This is a genomic window from Psychrobacter sp. GW64-MNA-CIBAN-0177, from assembly GCF_040309585.1.
GTDB classification, from domain to species: Bacteria; Pseudomonadota; Gammaproteobacteria; order Pseudomonadales; family Moraxellaceae; genus Psychrobacter; species Psychrobacter okhotskensis.
Genome location: NZ_JBEOOY010000011.1, coordinates 78,917 through 97,194 on the forward strand (window position 1 = coordinate 78,917; position 18,278 = coordinate 97,194).

Below are 18,278 nucleotides of genomic sequence, written 5' to 3' on the forward strand. Positions count from 1 at the left end.
ATGTCACGTTTTTTTATTAATCGCCCTATTTTTGCATGGGTTATGGCTATTTTGGTCATGCTCATCGGGGTGATATCGGTTATTAATCTACCGATCGAACAGTATCCACGTATTGCACCGCCGACTATTTCGGTCAGTGCAAGCTATCCTGGTGCTAATGCACAAACCGTCGAAAACTCAGTCGTACAGATCATTGAGCAACGTATGAAAGGCCTCGATGGTCTGATGTATATGTCGTCATCGAGCTCGTCAAATGGTAGCGCTTCAGTGACGCTTACCTTTGAAAACGGCACAGATCCTGACACAGCTCAAGTACAAGTACAGAACAAACTGCAAGCAGCGATGAGCTCCTTGCCTGAGTCTGTTCAGCGTCAAGGTGTCAACGTCAATAAATCGTCTAGCAGCTTTTTGATGGTGCAAGCATTTATTTCTGAAGATGGCACCATGGATCGGGCAGATATTGCCGATTATATTAACTCTAATGTCGTCGATTCGATCAGTCGTGTAGAGGGTGTGGGTGAAGTTCAAGTCTTTGGCTCTACCTATGCGATGCGTGTATGGCTTGACCCTTCACGCCTACGTAGCTATAACATGGTGCCTTCTGATGTGGTCAATGCGATACGAGCGCAGAACGCGCAAGTATCTGCCGGTCAGTTAGGTCAAGCACCTGCTGATACTGACCAACAGGTTATCAATGCTACGGTCACGGTGCAAAGCTATCTTCAAACGCCTGAAGAATTCCGAAACATTCTACTAAAAACAGATACCTCAGGCGCACAAGTGCGCTTAGGCGATGTGGCAGATGTCGAGATTGGCAGTGAAAACTATAGCGTTGTGTCTTTATACAATGGTCAAGAAGCAGCCGGTTTAGGTATTTCACTTGCTGGTGGCGCAAACGCCCTTGAGACTCGTGAAGCCGTCGGCGCACGTATGGCTGAGCTGGAAAAAAACTTCCCAATTGGTCTAGCCTCAGTCGTTCCGTATGACACCACACCCTTTGTACGCTTGTCTATCGAACAAGTCGTTATGACCCTCATTGAAGCGATTGTGTTGGTATTTATCGTTATGTTCATTTTCTTACAGAACTGGCGTGCCACCATTATCCCGACCCTTGCCGTACCTGTCGTACTCTTGGGTACCTTTGCAGTGTTGTATATTGCAGGCTTTAGTATCAACGTCTTGACCATGTTTGCTATGGTTCTCTCCATCGGTCTGCTGGTCGATGATGCGATTGTCGTGGTAGAGAACGTTGAGCGTATCTTGGAGGAAGACCCCGATATCTCTATCAAAGACGCGACCACTCAATCGATGGGGGAAATCAGTAAGATCGTTATTGGTATTGCCCTGATTTTATCAGCGGTATTCGTACCGATGGCGTTCTTTGGTGGCTCAACAGGTGTGATTTATCGCCAGTTCTCCATCACTTTGATTACCGCTATGGTACTCTCGGCATTGGTTGCCCTTGTCTTTACCCCTGCGCTATGCGTGACCTTACTAAAACGTGGCAAGAGCCATGAAAAGGGCAAGGACGAAAAGCAAAAAGGCTTCTTTGGCTGGTTTAACCGCTCGTTCTTTAAGCTTAGTCGTTCATACGAGGGCTTTGTTGGTAAAAGCATTCGTTTCAAATGGCTATATTTGATTGGTTATGCGGCCATTATCGGCGTCATGGTGGTGGTATTCTTACGTATTCCCGGCTCGTTTTTACCAGAAGAAGATCAGGGTATTATGTTTACCTTGGTTCAGCTTCCTGCTGGTTCGACATTAGATGAAACGCAAGAAGTGCTCGATAAAGTCAGAAACTATTACGACACTCAAGAAACCGATAACATTGCCTCTGTCTTTACCATTGCAGGCTTCAGCTTTGCTGGTCAAGGCCAAAACATGGGACTCGCATTCGTTCGCTTGTCAGATTGGGACAAGCGTTCCGGTGATGAAAATACGGCCCAAGCCGTTGCTGGTCGGGCAATGGGTTATTTCTTTACTCAGATAAATGAAGCACAAGTATTTGCCATTGTACCACCAGCCATTACTGAGCTTGGTAATGCCAGTGGTTTTGATTTAATGATTCAAGATAATGGTAACCTTGGTCACGATGGCCTACTTGAAGCACGTAATATGCTCTTAGGTATGGCAGGACAGAATGATCAAGTCGCTGGTGTACGTCCAAACGGTCAAGAAGACTCACCGCAGCTCAAGGTCAATATCAACCAAGAGCAAGCAGCCGCTTATGGCTTGTCGCTAGGTAATATCAATAGCGTCATCTCGACTGCATGGGGCTCAAGCTACGTCAACGACTTTATCGATCGTGGCCGTATCAAACGTGTCTATGTACAAGGTGAAGCCAGCAGCCGTACCAACCCTGATGACATTGGTAAGTGGTATGTACGAAACGAGACGAATGATATGATTTCATTTGATGCCTTTTCGACCAGTGAATGGCAGTCAGGCTCACCGCGTCTGACCCGCTATAACAGCTTACCATCAATGAATATCCAAGGTAGTGCAGCCCCAGGTTTGAGTACTGGTGAAGCCATGAGCTCAATGGAAGCCATGATAGACAAATTACCTGAAGGCATCAGTTACGAGTGGACGGGTATGTCATTGGAAGAGCAAAAATCAGGTGCCCAGGCGCCGATGCTTTACGCGCTTTCAATCTTAGTCGTATTCTTGTGCTTGGCGGCACTATATGAGAGCTGGTCTATCCCCTTCTCTGTCCTATTGGTTATTCCACTTGGGGTATTGGGTGCGGTGATATTTACGTGGTTACGAGGCTTCGCCAACGATATCTACTTGCAAGTAGGTCTACTGACGGTGGTTGGTCTATCGGCTAAAAACGCCATCTTGATTATCGAGTTTGCTAAAGACCATCAAGAGGAAGGCTATAGTCTAAAAGATGCGGTCATGACGGCGGCACGCCAACGTCTGCGTCCAATTATCATGACCTCACTTGCCTTTGGTCTGGGTGTTGTGCCATTATTCTTGGCGACTGGTCCAGGTTCAGGCAGTCAAAATGCTATTGGTACCAGTGTGGTTGGCGGTGTCGTAACGGCAACCTTGTTAGGCATCTTCTTTATCCCGATGTTCTACATTTGGGTACGCAGTGCGTTCCCGTACAAATATGCCAACAACAAGCCAAATGATAAAGGCGATGGCGGCGATGACAATGGTACGCCTGGTCCGCAGAACCCAACTCCCTCTGAGAGTTATCAGCCTGCAAGCTTTGGAGATAATACACAATGAGTTCACAACCTTTTACTACTAACTCAGCAGCGGTAGTCACAACTACTGCTCATGTGCGCCCAATGTCAGGCGAACAGGCAGCGCTGGTTGCTAGATTTGCGAGCCCAACTATTGCACGAGTGCGCAGAAATAGTGTTCGCTTAATCAGCTTAACGGCTTTAGCGATGAGCATGGCGGCTTGTAATACCATTCCAAAAGCCGATAGCCGTCCTGTACTTGCCGAGCCTAACATCCCTATCGAACAAAGCTACGGTGCCTTTGATAAGGAAACGGCCAGTAACGCAGCCCAGCCTAGTATTGCGGGACAACGCTGGCAGAACTTCTATAGTGATGAGCGCCTAAAAGGGCTAATTGCATTAGGATTAGAGAACAATAAAGACTTTGAGAGCGCACGCCTAGCTATCGAAAAAGCACGAGCGCAATATCAAATCACCGATATTAACGATCTGCCGACCATCAATGGTAGTGGTGGTTACACGCGCCAAGCACAGAACAGAACGGACAAAAACCCCAATAGTAGTTATAACGTCAACCTAGGGTTGGCCAATTATGAGCTGGATTTTTGGGGTAAGATTGCTAGTCTAAAAGACCAAGCTTTGCAAAATTTCTTGGCGACCACCGCAGCCAAAGATTCGACGCAGATCAGTCTGATCAGTAACATTGCCCAAAGCTATGCCAATCTAAGCTATAGCTTAGCGCAGCTTAAGTTGGCAGAAGCCACGGTTGAGAGTCGTGAACGATCGTTATTCATTGCGACCAAACGGTTTGAGGCAGGGATTGATCCTAGACTGCCTTCGTTGCAAGCCAGTGCTTCTTTAGAGAATGCTAAACTTGCCGTATTGCGGGCGCAGAGCAGTATCTTGACCTCGCGTAATGCCCTGCAATATTTGATTGGTGCTCCGATTCCTAACGAGCTGATTCCAACGCCTGCCGTTAGCAATATCACTAGCCAGAAAATCTTTAATGCTGGCCTACCAAGTGAGTTGTTGCGCTATCGTCCTGACGTCCTGCAAGCGGAATACAACCTAAAAGCCGCTGGTGCCAATATAGAAGTGGCACGTGCCTCTTACTTCCCCTCTATTAGCCTAGCGAGTAGTATTGGTGTCAGTAGCGGTAGCTTAGATGACTTATTCAAGAGCGGCGCTGTCGGCTGGTCATTCGGCCCAAGTATTAGTGTCCCAATCTTTGATGCAGGTCGTTTAGATGCAGAATATGATGTGGCCAGAATTGAACGTGAGCAAACGCTTGCCAACTATGAAGGCTCTATTCAAACGGCATTCCGTGAAGTCTCGGATGTACTAGCGACACGCGCCACCTTGGGTGAGCAGCTAGAAGCACAGTATCGTCTACAAGATAACTTTGAGCAGACTTATCAAATTGCCGATGCACGCTTTAAAGCCGGTATCTCAAACTATCTAGATGTACTCGATGCCCAGCGTTCGCTATTCTCGACCCAACAAGGAATTTTGGATCTAGAACTACAAAAACTCGTCAGCCAAATTGAGTTATACCAAGCGCTCGGTGGCGGTGCCAACCTTGATGTGCCAACGGTGATTCCTGTGCCGCAACACACCAACTTGGTGCAAGCGGTCAATTTCCCTGCGTATAGCAACAAAACCAAAGCAGCCAACGCGATTGATGCAGCTAGCTCTGCACGAGTGGCTTCTGTGCAAGAAGCTCAAGCGATTAAGCAGTCACAACCATCAGAAATCACTACCTTTAACCCCACGGCTGTCGTTGATGTCAATAACGATGGCAAAACAGACGCGGCAGTGGGTGTGATTACTGAGGAGACGACTTTTAAAGAAGCTGGCGTTGAACAAGTTCCTGTGACTCAGATTAATGAGCCTTAGGCTATTCTGAAACCTTTGTTTGATGACGTTGCTTACGCATTACGTTGACAGTCGATAAATACAATCAGCCCTGCCGACTTGGTAGGGCTTTTTGCTTTCGCCAGCTGTCTTTGGTTATAGTAGTGGCACGATATGAGCAGCAAATATAGTCAGTGAAAAGTAATATCAATACATCACGCACTATATAACAAAATCTATTTTTAGTGATTTACAACAATAATGAGTAAAACAACCATAAGTAAGGAATGATTATGAGCTATACCTTTAACCGCCAATACCCTGCCACTCGCTTGCGCCGCTTGCGTTATAACGATAATGTGCGAGCGATGATTCGCGAAGTAGAGTTACATCCCAAGCATTTTATTGCCCCTGTGTTTGTACTAGAAGGCAACAACCAGCGCGAGACGATCGCCAGTATGCCGGGTGTCGAACGCTTGTCAATTGATTTGCTAATTGATTATGCCAAAGAGCTGTTAGCAGAAGGGGTCACGACCCTTGATATCTTCCCTGTCATTGATAACGCCTTAAAAACACCTGATGGCAAATCAGCCTATGATGAAAATGGCCTCGCTGCGCGCGCAGTAACAGCCATCAAAGATGCATTGCCAGAAATGGTGGTGATGACCGATGTGGCCTTAGACCCTTACACCTCACACGGTCAAGATGGTCTGCTCGATGACAGCGGCTATGTCATGAACGATTCGACCATCGAAGTATTGGTCAAGCAAGCGCTTGTCCACGCTCGTGCTGGCGCTGATATTATCTCACCCAGCGATATGATGGATGGCCGTATCAAAGTCATGCGTGAGGCGCTTGAGTCAGAAGGCTTTGTCAATACAGCCATCATGGCTTACTCAGCCAAATACGCCTCCGCCTATTACGGCCCGTTCCGTGATGCCGTTGGTAGTGCTGGCAACTTAAAAGGTGGTCATAAAAAGCAATATCAAATGGACTTCGGCAATCGCGCTGAAGCTTTACATGAAGTCGCCATGGACATCAATGAAGGCGCTGATATGGTGATGATTAAACCCGGTCAGCCGTATTTAGACCTTATTCGTGAAGTCAAAGATACCTTTGGTGTACCGACATTTGCTTATCAGGTCTCTGGCGAATATGCCATGCACATGGCCGCCATTCAAAATGGCTGGTTAAGTGATGATGTTATCCTAGAATCTCTGATTGGCTTCCGCCGTGCTGGTGCTGATGGTATCTTGACTTATTTTGCGCTAGAGGCAGCACGCCAGCTAAACAACGCTTAAGCGCTGTTAGGTACCATTATGTAGGCTTAGACATTTTTAGCTCAAGCTCAAGCTCAAGCTCAAGCTCAAGCTCAAGCTCAAGCTCAAGCTCAAGCTCAAGAAAAATGATAAGCCGATTCAATGCCTTTCAACACAAAATCGCCCCAGCTGGCTTAAGTCAGCTGGGGCGATTTTTTTATGACCTTTCCGTAGCGGGTAAATGGCTTTTGCTCACGTTACTTGCTACTTAACGCAACAGTCAGCTATAGGCAAAATATCCTAAAAACGCGACAGTATTGCTGATATATCTGTATTACTTTTCAGTCACGATAGATGCTCACGATTGTGTGGTGTATTAAAATTAATAATAGGACCCACTGGTACGATACCAGTCGGGTTAATATTGGCATGACTGGTGTAATAATGCTGCTTAATATGCGTCATATTGACCGTTTCAGCAATACCTGGTACTTGGTATAAATCACGCAGATAGCCCCAGAGATTTGGGTAATCAACGATGCGGTGCAGATTACATTTGAAATGCCCAACATACACGGCATCAAAACGTATCAAAGTCGTGAACAAGCGCCAGTCCGCCTCGGTTATCGTACTTCCTACCAAATAACGTTGATTTGCCAAACGCGCCTCTAAGGTATCTAGCGCAGCAAACAGCTCAGTCACCGCTTCTTCATAAGCCTCTTGCGTGCTTGCAAATCCTGATTTGTAGACACCATTATTAACGGTAGAATAAACAAAGGCATTAATCTCATCAATCTCTGCTAATAATTCTGACGGTAGAAAATTACCTGCTAGTGCGCCAACCTCATCGAAGGCTGAATTGAGCATACGAATGATTTCAGACGATTCATTGCTAACGATCGTTTTGGTTTTTTTATCCCATAATATTGGCACTGTCACGCGCCCGGTGTAGTCGGACTTTGCCGCGACATAGATCTCATAAGCATGGGTTGCATTGTTCAATGGATCGGCAATCACGCCCTCACCCTCAGCAAACGTCCAGCCCTCCTCACCCATAAACGGATGAACGACAGACAGTGAAATCATGTCTTCTAAACCTTTGAGCTTGCGATAAATCGTGGTGCGATGCGCCCATGGGCAAGCCAAAGAGACATAGAGATGGTAACGATCAGGCTCAGCTTCAAAGCCACCTACAGCAGATGGACCTGCACGACCATCTGCCGTTATCCAATTCCTAAATCTAGCATCTTCGCGCTGAAAGCGACCACCGCTAGCTTTGGTGTCATACCATTGATCTTGCCATTGACCATCGACTAACAAGCCCATATCAAACTCCTAATTACCTGTATTTTTATGACTATGCTCATTTAAAAACTATCCCAATAACTACCGCTTATACCGACTTCATTATGGGATAAACATTTTTAACGTAAATCAGTCTATTCATAGTAAAGCATCACTCCTATTGAGGCACAACAAAAAATGATGCAAGTTATATTGCATCACTCTAGTCTGTTTTAATTTTAGTAGTTCTGACAGCAAAAAGCTGTTGTAGCATAGTACATGCGCCAACAGCTCAGCAGATATTAGGCTGCACCAACCGCTACTTTAGTCATCCAAATCTCTCCCTCACGCGCTTGAGTACGTTTATGCTCTTCAAAATCTGGTGCCACACATAAGAACAAGGTCTTGCCATCTACGCCGCCCAATTCACAAGCGAACGTACCTACATTAAAGGGTGATAAATCAATGGTCTCTACGATTTTGTTATCTTTGACTCGCACTGCTTGCTGACCCAAGCAGTCTGATATCCATACCGCTCCTTCAGCATCGATACACGCGCCATCTGGAGCAACCACTGAAGCCTGCGCATAATCACCGAAGTTAGGTCCGGTAGCAAGGGGGCCAAATACCGCCCAGTCTTTGCGCTCGCCAAGGGTACCATCGTCTTGAATAGCAAAGGCGGACACTCTATTACCGAAAGATTCGTTGATGATTAAGGTGCGTTTATCCGGCGTTCTGACCGTGCCATTAGGAAAGTATAATTCATCTGCGACGACTTTTAGCGTGCTATCGATATCAATCATAATCAGACAAGCAGTATCCATATCGCCGCCGTTCATCAAGTTAAAACCAAAGTTGCCCACATAACAGCGACCGTGGTCATCGACGTACATATCGTTGCAATAGCCTTTGGCAATACTAGATAAGTCTGCGTACTCTTCTAGACTGCCATCTTCTTTAATTTTCATGACTTTTTTGTCTTTCATAGACACCACCAACAAGGTATCATTTGGTAGCCAGCCCAAGCCAGAGGGTTGATTGGGTACTTCGGCAATGGTCGTTACCGTGCCATCCAAATCTATTGAGTATACGCACTTGGTATAAAAATCTGATATCCAAAGCTTACCATCCCGCCATCGTGGGGCCTCGGTATAGGTAAAACCTGTGGCTAGCGTAGTGAATTCACGTTGACTCATAAAGAGTACTCCTTGTGGTTGATGAGGCTAATAAGGTAAGCGGCCTTGCTTACTCAAAGGTCTAACTGATCAAAAGTGTCATTAATCAAAGGTATATCGGTTTAAGGGTTGAAATAGATAAGAAGCTATAGGACACTCTGGTACATCTGCCGTACCTCTTCTATGCTCATATCACGCGGGTTTGTAGCGATCAGCCGAGCAATTTTTTCTACCACTTCGGTCGCCATCGGCAATAAATCAGCTTCCGTCACTCCCACTTCACTTAGCCTCGTAGGCAAGCCACTTTTGTTTAAATAGCCTTCTATCTCATCGACGAACGCATGCGCCGCTGCTTGCTCATCTGCGAACTGACGCTGCGGCATAATGACACTGGCAAGCTCAGCATAATGGCGACTTGCGGCCTCGATATTAAAACGAAAGACTGGCCCCATCACTAAGGCATTAGAATGACCATGGGGCACATGAAACTTGGCACCCAACGGATAAGATAAGCCATGCACCGCTGCGACCGACGCATTGACAAAGGCCATGCCCGCTAAGGTTGAGCCTAATAACATGTTTTCCCGTGCTGTTATATCGTTGCCGTCCTCTAGCACCGTCATAAAGTTTTGCGTTAAAAGCTTTAGACCTTTGACTGCGAGGGCATCAGATATGGGGTTTTTCTTGGTACGGCTGGTATAGGCTTCGATACAATGCACCATCGCATCCAATGCTGGGGCAGCCGTTACATGTCTTGGCATGCCCAAGGTAAGCGCAGCATCGAGCAGTGCTATATCAGGCAACAATTTAGAAGAATAAATGGCTTTTTTGTCGCCTTTATCACCAGTCAACACCGAGACAAAGGTCATCTCTGAGCCAGTACCTGCCGTGGTCGGAATAGCAATAAGGGGCAATCGAGTGCCTGTTGCTTGCTCGTTACCCACCATGTCATCTAACGACTGGGTCGAATGAATAGCGAGCGCAACGATTTTTGCAGTATCCATCGAGCTGCCACCCCCAAGCCCTATCACCACAGTTGCGTCCGACTCTTTGCCAATTTTGGCGGCTTGCCGAACAACTTCGTAAGGAGGGTCTGCCTGCACACCATCAAATACAGTGACTTGAAAACCTGCTAGCTCTAATGACGCACAAGCTTGCTTGGCATAGCCGAACTGGACGATGCCAGGGTCTGTCACCAATAGTGCCATCGGTAGATTGCCATTCATACTTGCGGCATCGTCAGTTAAGTTATCACCCAATAATGATTTTGCTAACTGACCGAGCTCACTCGTTAATCCGCCTGACTTACAAACGATTTTCGGAGTGGTTAAAAACGTTAAATCTACCATTGAACATTCCTTGTTCTATTACGAAATTTTATGCAGTCATTAAAATAAGTACGGCGCATATCACCACAGTCTATCGGCTGTGGTTGTACAACAAAAACCTCAAAAATAGAGCGCTTCAGTGCAACGCATAGAAAATACTGCTGAGTTGATAATGCCACATATCATAGGAAATGACTGCTTATTTTGTGCTCATTTACTCAATAAAACTGGCTAATATCATTCAAATAAAGCTATATTGGACTAAGTCACGACAGACAATAGCTCGCTATTAAAATAATAACTTAACATTGTTATAAAAAAGACTTGCAAAGTCTGAAAAACTTGCTAAAATGCTCAACCTAAATAGGCGTATAGCTCAGTTGGTTAGAGCGCTACCTTGACATGGTAGAGGTCAGCAGTTCGAATCTGCTTATGCCTACCAAATTTAGAAAGCCCCAATCTTCAGATTGGGGCTTTTTTTTGTCCGTAAAATATGGGCTGTAGCGGAAAATACTTGTCTTCATCGACTCATAGTCATGATTATACAATCAGATTTAAATCATTTAAAAAAGTGACGGTGACCAAATGGTGACCAAAACGTGACCGACCCTTAAAAACCATTAAAATTAAAACCCTCTTTTTGACCTCTACTTTAAACTGTAAGCTAAAACCTATTTCTGAGTATTTTTCTCTTTATCCTCTTTTACATATTCAAAAATATCCCCCACCTCTACTTCTAAATACTCACAAAGCTTATCTATAGTATCAAAATCAATTCTAGATGATTGATCATTATATATCTTATGTAATGTCGTCTTGCTTACCCCTGTTGCTCGTACGGCATCCGCTACTTTTAGCCTTCTTTCAGCTAACAAAGTTGGGAGATGGTTAACTATCATTCTATAAACTCCAATTATAATTATAAAAAGTACTTGCATAGTTATAAATTTATGGTAAATTACAACTATGGTATTTAAAAGTACCATTATGGTTAAACTTTATATAAGGAACATATTATGTCACATACCTACCTAACTACCCAAGAGCTTTCTGAGCTCATCAAATACAACCCTCGTACTATCCGTAATGAGCTCAAGGATAGTGTGCTTATCGAGGGTATTCATTACATACGTCCATTTGGTGGTCGTAAGATTTTGTACATTTGGGAAGAAATTGAAAAGGATATGCGCACTGGTATCGCCGGTAGCGTCAATGCCATGGCACTTCAATAAGGAGAAATAGAATGGCTAGTATCAGAAGTAGATACGGCAAGCTTGTTGTAGATTTTTACTATATGGGTATACGCTGTCGGGAGACGACAAACCTGACAGACACACCAGCGAATCGCAAGAAGCTTGAAAAAGTGATTGAGAAAATGGAAGCGGAAATCGTTTTAGGACTGTTCAACTACGCTAAGTACTTTCCAAAAAGTGATAAAGCGGCACAGATGGTTGCGTTAAACGATCGCAAGGAATGCATTAGTACCGATACGCCTTCTTTTGAACAGTTTGCAGAATTATGGTTCTCTGAAAAAGAAATTGAATGGCGTGATACTTACAAGCGCAAAATAAAGGAGATTATTGATATGTACTTGATTGCTAAGTTTGGGACTAAGCCCATTCATCTCATAAAAAAGACAGATGTATTAGCCTTCCGTTCATCGCTCGCCAAAGTAACGTACGGAAAAGCTAACAAACATCTGTCAGCGGCACGCATCAATTCGATCATGGTACCTTTAGGTATGATACTAAAAGAAGCAGCGAAACGCTATCAGTTTGATAATCCTTACTACGATATCAATGCGCTCAAACAGCCCAAAACAGATATTCAACCATTCACACTGAACGAGGTTTGGACGTTTATTAATGGTGTAAGAGCAGACTATCGCAATTATTATCTGGTACGTTTTTTCACAGGTATGCGTACGAGTGAAATTGATGGATTGACTTGGGAGAACATTGACTTTAATCGACGTGAGATTGTGATCAAACAAGCTTATGTCAAAGGCAAAATTGTTCCTCCTAAGACTCAAGAGTCTTACCGTGCGATTCAAATGTCACCTTGGGTCTACGATGCTCTGAAGGAACAGCAGGCTATCACTTATAAGCAATCTGACTATGTATTTTGCGCGCATACGGGTGAACCACTTGATTACAACAACGTGAACAAACGTGTTTGGCACCCTACTCTTAAAATTTTGGGTCTCAAAAAGCGTAATGCTTATCAGACTCGTCATACCGCAGCAACGCTATGGTTAGCTGCTGGCGAAAGTCCTGAGTGGATTGCCAGTCAAATGGGACACTCTACGACCAAGATGCTATTCAACACGTATAGCCGTTACGTACCGAATATGACTCGGCAGGATGGTAGTGCATTTGAAGCATTGGTCAATCGCAGTCAGATTGCTCAAGTATCTACCGATAAGGGGGCTTACCATGAAGATGATTGATTACGATAAGCTGCATGCGACATTTAAACCTAGTGGCTATGTCAGTAATGGTGCAGATAATATTGCTAACTACCTTATCTGTGAGCTCTGTATTCAGTCAGGTACTGGTTTGGCTAGGTTCCTAAGTATTGATAGTTGCTTTGATAATCATACGGCGCTGCGCATATGGGTACAGAAGCGCTTAGAAACTAATCTCGACTATGTCTTTGATGATATGTGTAGTCAGCTACAGAGTGAGCTCTACGAGCTACTACCACAAAATGGCTATGGATACTAAGGAGGGTATTATGAGCATGAACTTCGTCTTTGATTCAGCTCTGGAGGATACAGCAAAGCGTCTGTGCTATGAGTATTGGTCCTATGCGTCGCCCAGTGATTATATAGCGCATTTAGAACTGCTTTGTTATGACCACAACACGGAGATTGATGCATTATTTACTACACTTGCAAAATGTCAGGTTTATTTAGATGACGTACACTGTGAGTACTGTGGTCGTCCCTATCAATTAGATGTCCCAGCAGATATTCCTCATGCAAGGAGGTTGAACTCTTGGTTTTGTGAGGGGTGTATTAGCTTTTCTGGTGGACAGCTTATTGTAGACAGATAGATTTTTGGAAGTAATTTATTGCCAGACGACTTAGGTTGTCTGGTTTTTTATTGTTTTTTAAATCTTTAGCGACATCAGTTGTCGTAAAGATTTTTTTATAAGTTGTTTTACCAACATAGTTCCGTTACTGTAAACCCATGACTTAATTATGGCGATATTTTTAACAAATGGAACTATTATGGCAAAACCTACCAATGCTTATACCGACAATAGTTTTGCCTCCTCTGATCTCAAAACCATTTTGCACTCCAAACGTGCCAATATCTATTACCTCTCGCACTGCCGCGTTATGCAAAAAGACGGCCGCGTCTTGTACCTTACTGAAGATGACAAAGCCAATCTTTATTACAACATCCCTATCGCCAATACCACTTCAATACTGCTCGGTACAGGCACATCGATCACTCAAGCGGCGATGCGCTTACTGTCACAAGCTGGGGTGTTGGTCGGCTTTTGTGGCGGCGGTGGTTCACCGTTATTTATGGGTGCTGAACGCGAAGTCTACGTCGAGTGGATGACCCCACAAAGCGAGTATCGTCCAACAGAATACATTCAAGGGTGGATGAGTTGGTGGTGGGATGATGACAAACGCTTGATGGCAGCGAAACTGTTGCAACACGCGCGCCTCGCTTATTTACAAACAGTATGGAGCAAAGACAGTGAGCTAAAACGTTGGGGCTTTGATATCAATATTGATGCGGTGCAAGCATTACTAACTGAGAACATTCGGCAAATCAATCAGCAAATGGAAGTCATGCATCTATTGCAATTAGAAGCTCGACTGACCAAGCAGCTTTATAAATTGGCGGCAAAGAATACGGGTTACGATGGCTTTACTCGTGAGCATGAAGGTATCGATAAAGCTAATGGCTTTCTCAATCATGGTAACTACTTAGCCTACGGACTTGGCGCAACAACAGCATGGACATTAGGCATTCCGCATGGCTTTGCTGTAATGCACGGCAAGACTCGGCGCGGCGCTTTGGTATTTGATATCGCCGATATTATCAAAGATGCACTGGTGCTGCCCCTCGCCTTTATCTGCGCCAGCGAAAACATGAGTGAGCAAGAGTTTCGTCAAGAATGTCTGAGTATGTTTACCAAACATAAGGCACTAGATTATCAGTTTGAGGTAGTAAAGCAGATTGCTATGACCAAAGATTGGTGAGTGAGCAGCGTATGAAAATTGCATGCCAATTTTAGCTGCGCAAGGGAAATTCTTTAAATAGAATTTCCAAATCCACATAAATTTTAATTTAAGAACTGTCAAATATAACTATTAATAAATAAGTAGACTTAACATTATGATTGTCACTTTTGTCTCGCAATGTGAAAAAAAATCGCTCAGTCGCACGCGGCGTATCCTTGATGCCTTTGCCAACCGTATCGGTGACAATGTCTGGCAAACGGCGATCACTGAGGAAGGTCTGAAAACCGTTAAGCAACTATTACGCAGCTCAGCAACTAAATCGACAGCGGTGAGCTGTCATCGCAATAAAACACGCCAGCTGACTGAACTGGTGTGGGTGGTGGGCAATAAGCGTAAGTTTAATGAGGTTGGAATTGTTCCTGTTAACCGTACTAAAAGAAACATCATGCATAGTGAATGGGAAAACGAATGGAGTTACGCCAGTAGTATTCAAATCATCGCCACCATCGCCGCCCTACTTCATGATATCGGCAAGTCAACCGTTGGCTTTCAAAACAAACTCATAAAAGGCAGCAAACAAGGCGATTCCTACCGTCATGAGTGGATATCATTAAAACTCTTTGAGCTGATGATTAAAGATTGCACCACAGATCAATCATGGATTGAACGGTTAATGCAACTCGACACGTGGTTAGACAATAACAATATAGAAAGATCACTGTCTAATGCCAATCAAGATACCGTCAACATAAAATCGATGCCGCCCCTCGCTCAATGGGTAGCTTGGTTAATTGTTACCCATCATCGTTTGCCACCTGCGGATAAGGTATTTCATTCCTTTACTGCCATTCAACGTAAGCAGCAGCCCAAAGAGACACTAACTTATAAGCAAAATTTGCAGCAGTTTTATAGCACCTTAAAACCGTACGACTATTGGGTCAAAAACCCAAAATCGTTAGAGGAGATGACTAAAGCTCAACTGAAAGATTTTTGGCAATTTGAGCATTTGGTTATTAATAGCCGTGTTTGGCAAAAAAATATCAAACGCTGGGGCAAAAAAGTACTCAATGATCCCGCGTTGATGCAAATAAGCCAGCAAGCAATTGATGATAAAAAATCTATTAGTGATCCGTTTTTACTCCATTTATCGCGTTTATGTTTAATGGTAGGTGATCACAATTATTCCAGTCTAAAAGAAAATGACTCACGTTGTATAACTGTTAATAGCCAGTTTAAAAAATTAGCTGCCAACACTGACCGAACCGCTAGCACGCCCACTGTAAAACAGTCATTAGAGGAGCATTTATTGGGTGTTGGGGCGTTCACCGCTCATTTTTGTCGTGCGCTACCTATTATTGCTAGCGAAATGCCTACCCTACGCAATCACGATCCATTGGCTAAGCCAACTGGCATAGAGCGTTTTAAATGGCAAAACCAAGCTTTTAAGATGACCTATGGCTTGCAAGAAACTACGCGTGAGCATGGGTTTTTTGGGGTAAATATGGCATCGACAGGCGCAGGTAAAACTATCGGTAATGCTCGTATTATGTATGCTTTAGCTGACCCTAAAAAAGGCGCGCGTTTTACCATTGCATTAGGACTGCGGATTTTAACTTTACAGACAGGGCTAAGCTTTCGTAAAAACCTGAAGTTAAAAGGCGACCAATTAGCCATATTAGTTGGGGGCAGCGCGAATAAAAAGCTGTTTGAGCTGGCATACGATGATAAAAGCAAAGAGTTTACAGATATTATCGGTGAATATAGACAAAATGATAAACCCGATAATGAAACAGAGACCTTTGGTAGTGAGTCCAGTGAGGATTTGTTAGATGAGTTTGTTGATAGCGATATCGATTATCAGGACTATGAGGCACTGAATCTCGATACCGTCATTGCTAGTCCTAAAGCGCGCGATTTAATCTTTGCACCTATCGTGACTTGTACCGTTGACCATATTATCCAAGCGAGCGAATGCAAACGTGGTGGTAAATATATTGCACCAATGCTACGGTTACTCAGTAGCGATTTGATACTTGATGAACCTGATGATTTTGATCAAGCGGATTTGCCTGCGCTTTCGCGTTTGGTGCATCTTGCTGGACTCTTTGGCACACGTGTTCTGCTGTCGTCTGCCACTCTGACGCCTGACTTAGTAACAGGATTATTCGAAGCTTACATGGAAGGGCGCAAGCTATTTAACCAAAGTCAAAATAAGCCTGCGCCTAAAGTAGTTTGTGCCTGGTTTGATGAGCAACCTAAAGCGATGCTATCCGAGCAATGTGCTGATGTTGATGCCTTTCAAAATACCCATAAACAATTTTGTGATAAGCGTGCCAGCTATTTAGCCAAGCAGCCTGTTAGACGTCAGGCAGAAATACTGCCTTTTTCAGCTTCTTACACTAAGGATAATGCTACACAATTTTATGGCGCTTTGGCACAAGCGATAGTCGATGCGACTGTCAATTTGCATGATAAGCATCATGAAGTGCTACCTAATTTTAATAAGAAAAAATCTAGTGATAATACGCAAGTCAGTATTGGACTAGTACGTGTCGCCAATATCAATAACATTACTAATATTGCCATGCAATTATTTAAAGCAGACGGCATAGCTGTACCAGAGGATACGATAATACATGTTGTCTGCTATCACGCCAAACAGCTATTGCTATTACGCAATGCATTGGAGAATAAGCTCGATAGAATCTTAGACCGTAGCGGCTCGAAAACCAATATCTTTGATCATCCTGAGATTGAACAAGCCATTGCTAATCAGGCTGCTAAAAAACATATCTTTATGGTTCTAGCCACCCCTGTTGCCGAAGTTGGTCGCGACCATGATTATGACTGGGCGATCGTCGAACCCTCTTCTATGCGATCTATCATTCAGTTGGCTGGGCGTGTCTGGCGGCATCGTCCTGAAAAGCTCGCCAATGAGCCAAACATTTTACTGCTGCAATATAATATCCGCTACTTTAAACATGCAAATAGCAAACGACCTATTTTCACGCATCCAGGGTTTGAGACCACACTATTTAAGCCACCAAGCTACGATTTAAATAAATTGATGACTCAAGAGCAGCTAGCACAAGTCGATTCAAGACCTAGAATTTCAAGGTCTCAAAACAAAACCATAGAAACGCTAAGCGACCTTGAACATCGCGTCATGCAGCATTTATTAAACAGCCCTAAACTTAATTATGTTAATGCTTATTGGGATAGTAAGGCAACTGCCAATCGTACTCATACGTACTTACAGCAAATCAGTCCCTTTCGAGCAGGAATACCACAAGAGGATTGGTTGTTAATTCCACGGATGGTCAATGATGATGAGGATATTGACGAGCCAACACAAGGCTTTGATGCTTATTATAGCGAGGACGTCTTTGAGAAAGGTTTGAACAAATCCAGTACTCAAAATAAAACCATTCAACCGCTAACCTTTAGTTTTGAACATGTACAAATAAAGCCATGGTTGACTGTCTCATTGAATGACGTTTTACAAAATTTGCAACTTTCATATTCCGATAAAAGTCTGCGCTCATTAGCCATTACTTACTCATCAGTCTCGCTCGATAGCATTAAGTCTAGTAATAGCAGTGGCTGGAGGTTTCATGAGTTTTTTGGTTTTGTTCGTGGATAGGTTTTAGCCCATTAATTGTCAGCATAAAAAAGCACGGCGTCAACCGTGCTTTTGCTAGAAGCCACCTATGCGGTGGTGAAATTTAAAAACGTTATACACATTTTCTAAGCCACCTAGATGATGGGTAGTTATTATAACAATTTAATCGATATTATTTAAAAATGTTATACACATGGTTGTTATCGATAAAGGATTATGTTCTAATACTTTTAGCCACTACATAACATTTGTATGTGTATAGCTTGTTTTATAAAATCTTAGATTAACACATGAAGTGCAATATCAAAGAGCAGGTGAAAAAGAGGCCTAGATGCGCTAGCATCAAAGCTAC

At 43.8% G+C, this 18,278-nt stretch carries 13 protein-coding genes and 1 tRNA gene; 10 read left to right on the forward strand and 4 right to left on the reverse strand.

The genetic code is table 11. The features are described from left to right. The 3 genes from AAEY79_RS08865 (at position 1) to hemB (ending at position 6,352) form a co-directional block, all read left to right on the forward strand. A complete protein-coding gene (locus AAEY79_RS08865) occupies positions 1–3,240 on the forward strand; it encodes an efflux RND transporter permease subunit (protein WP_201566816.1) in 3,240 nt (1,079 codons plus the stop codon). After that, positions 3,237–5,093, forward strand: a complete 1,857-nt coding sequence (locus AAEY79_RS08870) for an efflux transporter outer membrane subunit (RefSeq protein WP_101211215.1) — start codon at positions 3,237–3,239, stop codon at positions 5,091–5,093. The genes AAEY79_RS08865 and AAEY79_RS08870 overlap by 4 nt, the downstream gene beginning before the upstream one ends. A 251-nt stretch (positions 5,094–5,344) precedes the next feature. Next, positions 5,345–6,352, forward strand: a complete 1,008-nt coding sequence (gene hemB / locus AAEY79_RS08875) for a porphobilinogen synthase (protein ID WP_025651763.1) — start codon at positions 5,345–5,347, stop codon at positions 6,350–6,352. Between the two features lie 303 nt (positions 6,353–6,655). Here hemB and AAEY79_RS08880 read toward each other — a convergent pair whose 3' ends face one another. From AAEY79_RS08880 to AAEY79_RS08890, 3 genes are all read right to left on the reverse strand, one after another. Continuing rightward, entirely contained in the window at positions 6,656–7,636 is a 981-nt protein-coding gene (locus AAEY79_RS08880; protein WP_025651764.1) for a glutathione S-transferase family protein, read from the reverse strand. Between the two features lie 260 nt (positions 7,637–7,896). After that, positions 7,897–8,790, reverse strand: coding sequence for an SMP-30/gluconolactonase/LRE family protein (locus AAEY79_RS08885; RefSeq protein WP_025651765.1), 894 nt, complete (start codon positions 8,788–8,790; stop codon positions 7,897–7,899). A 125-nt stretch (positions 8,791–8,915) separates the two neighbouring features. Further along, positions 8,916–10,118: an iron-containing alcohol dehydrogenase gene (locus tag AAEY79_RS08890; protein WP_025651766.1), complete on the reverse strand. Its 1,203-nt coding sequence runs from the start codon at positions 10,116–10,118 to the stop codon at positions 8,916–8,918. A gap of 344 nt (positions 10,119–10,462) precedes the next feature. Between AAEY79_RS08890 and AAEY79_RS08895 the strand changes: the two genes are divergently transcribed. Then, a tRNA-Val gene (locus AAEY79_RS08895) sits at positions 10,463–10,539 on the forward strand. A 229-nt stretch (positions 10,540–10,768) separates the two neighbouring features. Here the strand turns inward: AAEY79_RS08895 and AAEY79_RS08900 are convergent. Continuing rightward, the gene (locus tag AAEY79_RS08900; protein WP_075107579.1) at positions 10,769–10,996 is read right to left on the reverse strand and encodes a helix-turn-helix transcriptional regulator; all 228 of its coding nucleotides are present in this window, start codon (positions 10,994–10,996) and stop codon (positions 10,769–10,771) included. A gap of 117 nt (positions 10,997–11,113) precedes the next feature. On the opposite strand from AAEY79_RS08900, the gene AAEY79_RS08905 reads away from it, so the two are divergent. The 6 genes from AAEY79_RS08905 (at position 11,114) to cas3f (ending at position 17,947) form a co-directional block, all read left to right on the forward strand. Beyond that, entirely contained in the window at positions 11,114–11,329 is a 216-nt protein-coding gene (locus AAEY79_RS08905) for a hypothetical protein (protein WP_075107543.1), read from the forward strand. An 11-nt stretch (positions 11,330–11,340) separates the two neighbouring features. After that, complete coding sequence (locus tag AAEY79_RS08910; protein ID WP_352288055.1) at positions 11,341–12,546, forward strand: Arm DNA-binding domain-containing protein; 1,206 nt, start codon at positions 11,341–11,343, stop codon at positions 12,544–12,546. After that, the gene (locus AAEY79_RS08915; RefSeq protein ID WP_352288058.1) at positions 12,533–12,823 is read left to right on the forward strand and encodes a hypothetical protein; all 291 of its coding nucleotides are present in this window, start codon (positions 12,533–12,535) and stop codon (positions 12,821–12,823) included. The genes AAEY79_RS08910 and AAEY79_RS08915 overlap by 14 nt, the downstream gene beginning before the upstream one ends. A 10-nt stretch (positions 12,824–12,833) precedes the next feature. Next, entirely contained in the window at positions 12,834–13,154 is a 321-nt protein-coding gene (locus tag AAEY79_RS08920; RefSeq protein ID WP_352288060.1) for a hypothetical protein, read from the forward strand. 178 nt (positions 13,155–13,332) lie between these two features. Then, positions 13,333–14,322, forward strand: a complete 990-nt coding sequence (cas1f, locus tag AAEY79_RS08925) for a type I-F CRISPR-associated endonuclease Cas1f (RefSeq protein ID WP_352288062.1) — start codon at positions 13,333–13,335, stop codon at positions 14,320–14,322. Between the two features lie 136 nt (positions 14,323–14,458). Then, the gene (gene cas3f, locus AAEY79_RS08930; protein WP_352288065.1) at positions 14,459–17,947 is read left to right on the forward strand and encodes a type I-F CRISPR-associated helicase Cas3f; all 3,489 of its coding nucleotides are present in this window, start codon (positions 14,459–14,461) and stop codon (positions 17,945–17,947) included. Positions 17,948–18,278 lie beyond the last annotated feature (331 nt).

Excerpts from the sequence above, each read along its gene's own strand:
- AAEY79_RS08915 (WP_352288058.1), top strand. The coding sequence starts at position 12,533 with ATGAAGATGATTGATTACGATAAGCTGCATGCGACATTTAAACCTAGT.
- AAEY79_RS08890 (WP_025651766.1), bottom strand. The coding sequence starts at position 10,118 with ATGGTAGATTTAACGTTTTTAACCACTCCGAAAATCGTTTGTAAGTCA.
- AAEY79_RS08900 (WP_075107579.1), bottom strand. The coding sequence starts at position 10,996 with ATGATAGTTAACCATCTCCCAACTTTGTTAGCTGAAAGAAGGCTAAAA.
- AAEY79_RS08910 (WP_352288055.1), top strand. The coding sequence starts at position 11,341 with ATGGCTAGTATCAGAAGTAGATACGGCAAGCTTGTTGTAGATTTTTAC.
- AAEY79_RS08870 (WP_101211215.1), top strand. The coding sequence starts at position 3,237 with ATGAGTTCACAACCTTTTACTACTAACTCAGCAGCGGTAGTCACAACT.
- cas3f (WP_352288065.1), top strand. The coding sequence starts at position 14,459 with ATGATTGTCACTTTTGTCTCGCAATGTGAAAAAAAATCGCTCAGTCGC.
- AAEY79_RS08880 (WP_025651764.1), bottom strand. The coding sequence starts at position 7,636 with ATGGGCTTGTTAGTCGATGGTCAATGGCAAGATCAATGGTATGACACC.
- AAEY79_RS08905 (WP_075107543.1), top strand. The coding sequence starts at position 11,114 with ATGTCACATACCTACCTAACTACCCAAGAGCTTTCTGAGCTCATCAAA.
- cas1f (WP_352288062.1), top strand. The coding sequence starts at position 13,333 with ATGGCAAAACCTACCAATGCTTATACCGACAATAGTTTTGCCTCCTCT.
- AAEY79_RS08920 (WP_352288060.1), top strand. The coding sequence starts at position 12,834 with ATGAGCATGAACTTCGTCTTTGATTCAGCTCTGGAGGATACAGCAAAG.
- hemB (WP_025651763.1), top strand. The coding sequence starts at position 5,345 with ATGAGCTATACCTTTAACCGCCAATACCCTGCCACTCGCTTGCGCCGC.
- AAEY79_RS08865 (WP_201566816.1), top strand. The coding sequence starts at position 1 with ATGTCACGTTTTTTTATTAATCGCCCTATTTTTGCATGGGTTATGGCT.
- AAEY79_RS08885 (WP_025651765.1), bottom strand. The coding sequence starts at position 8,790 with ATGAGTCAACGTGAATTCACTACGCTAGCCACAGGTTTTACCTATACC.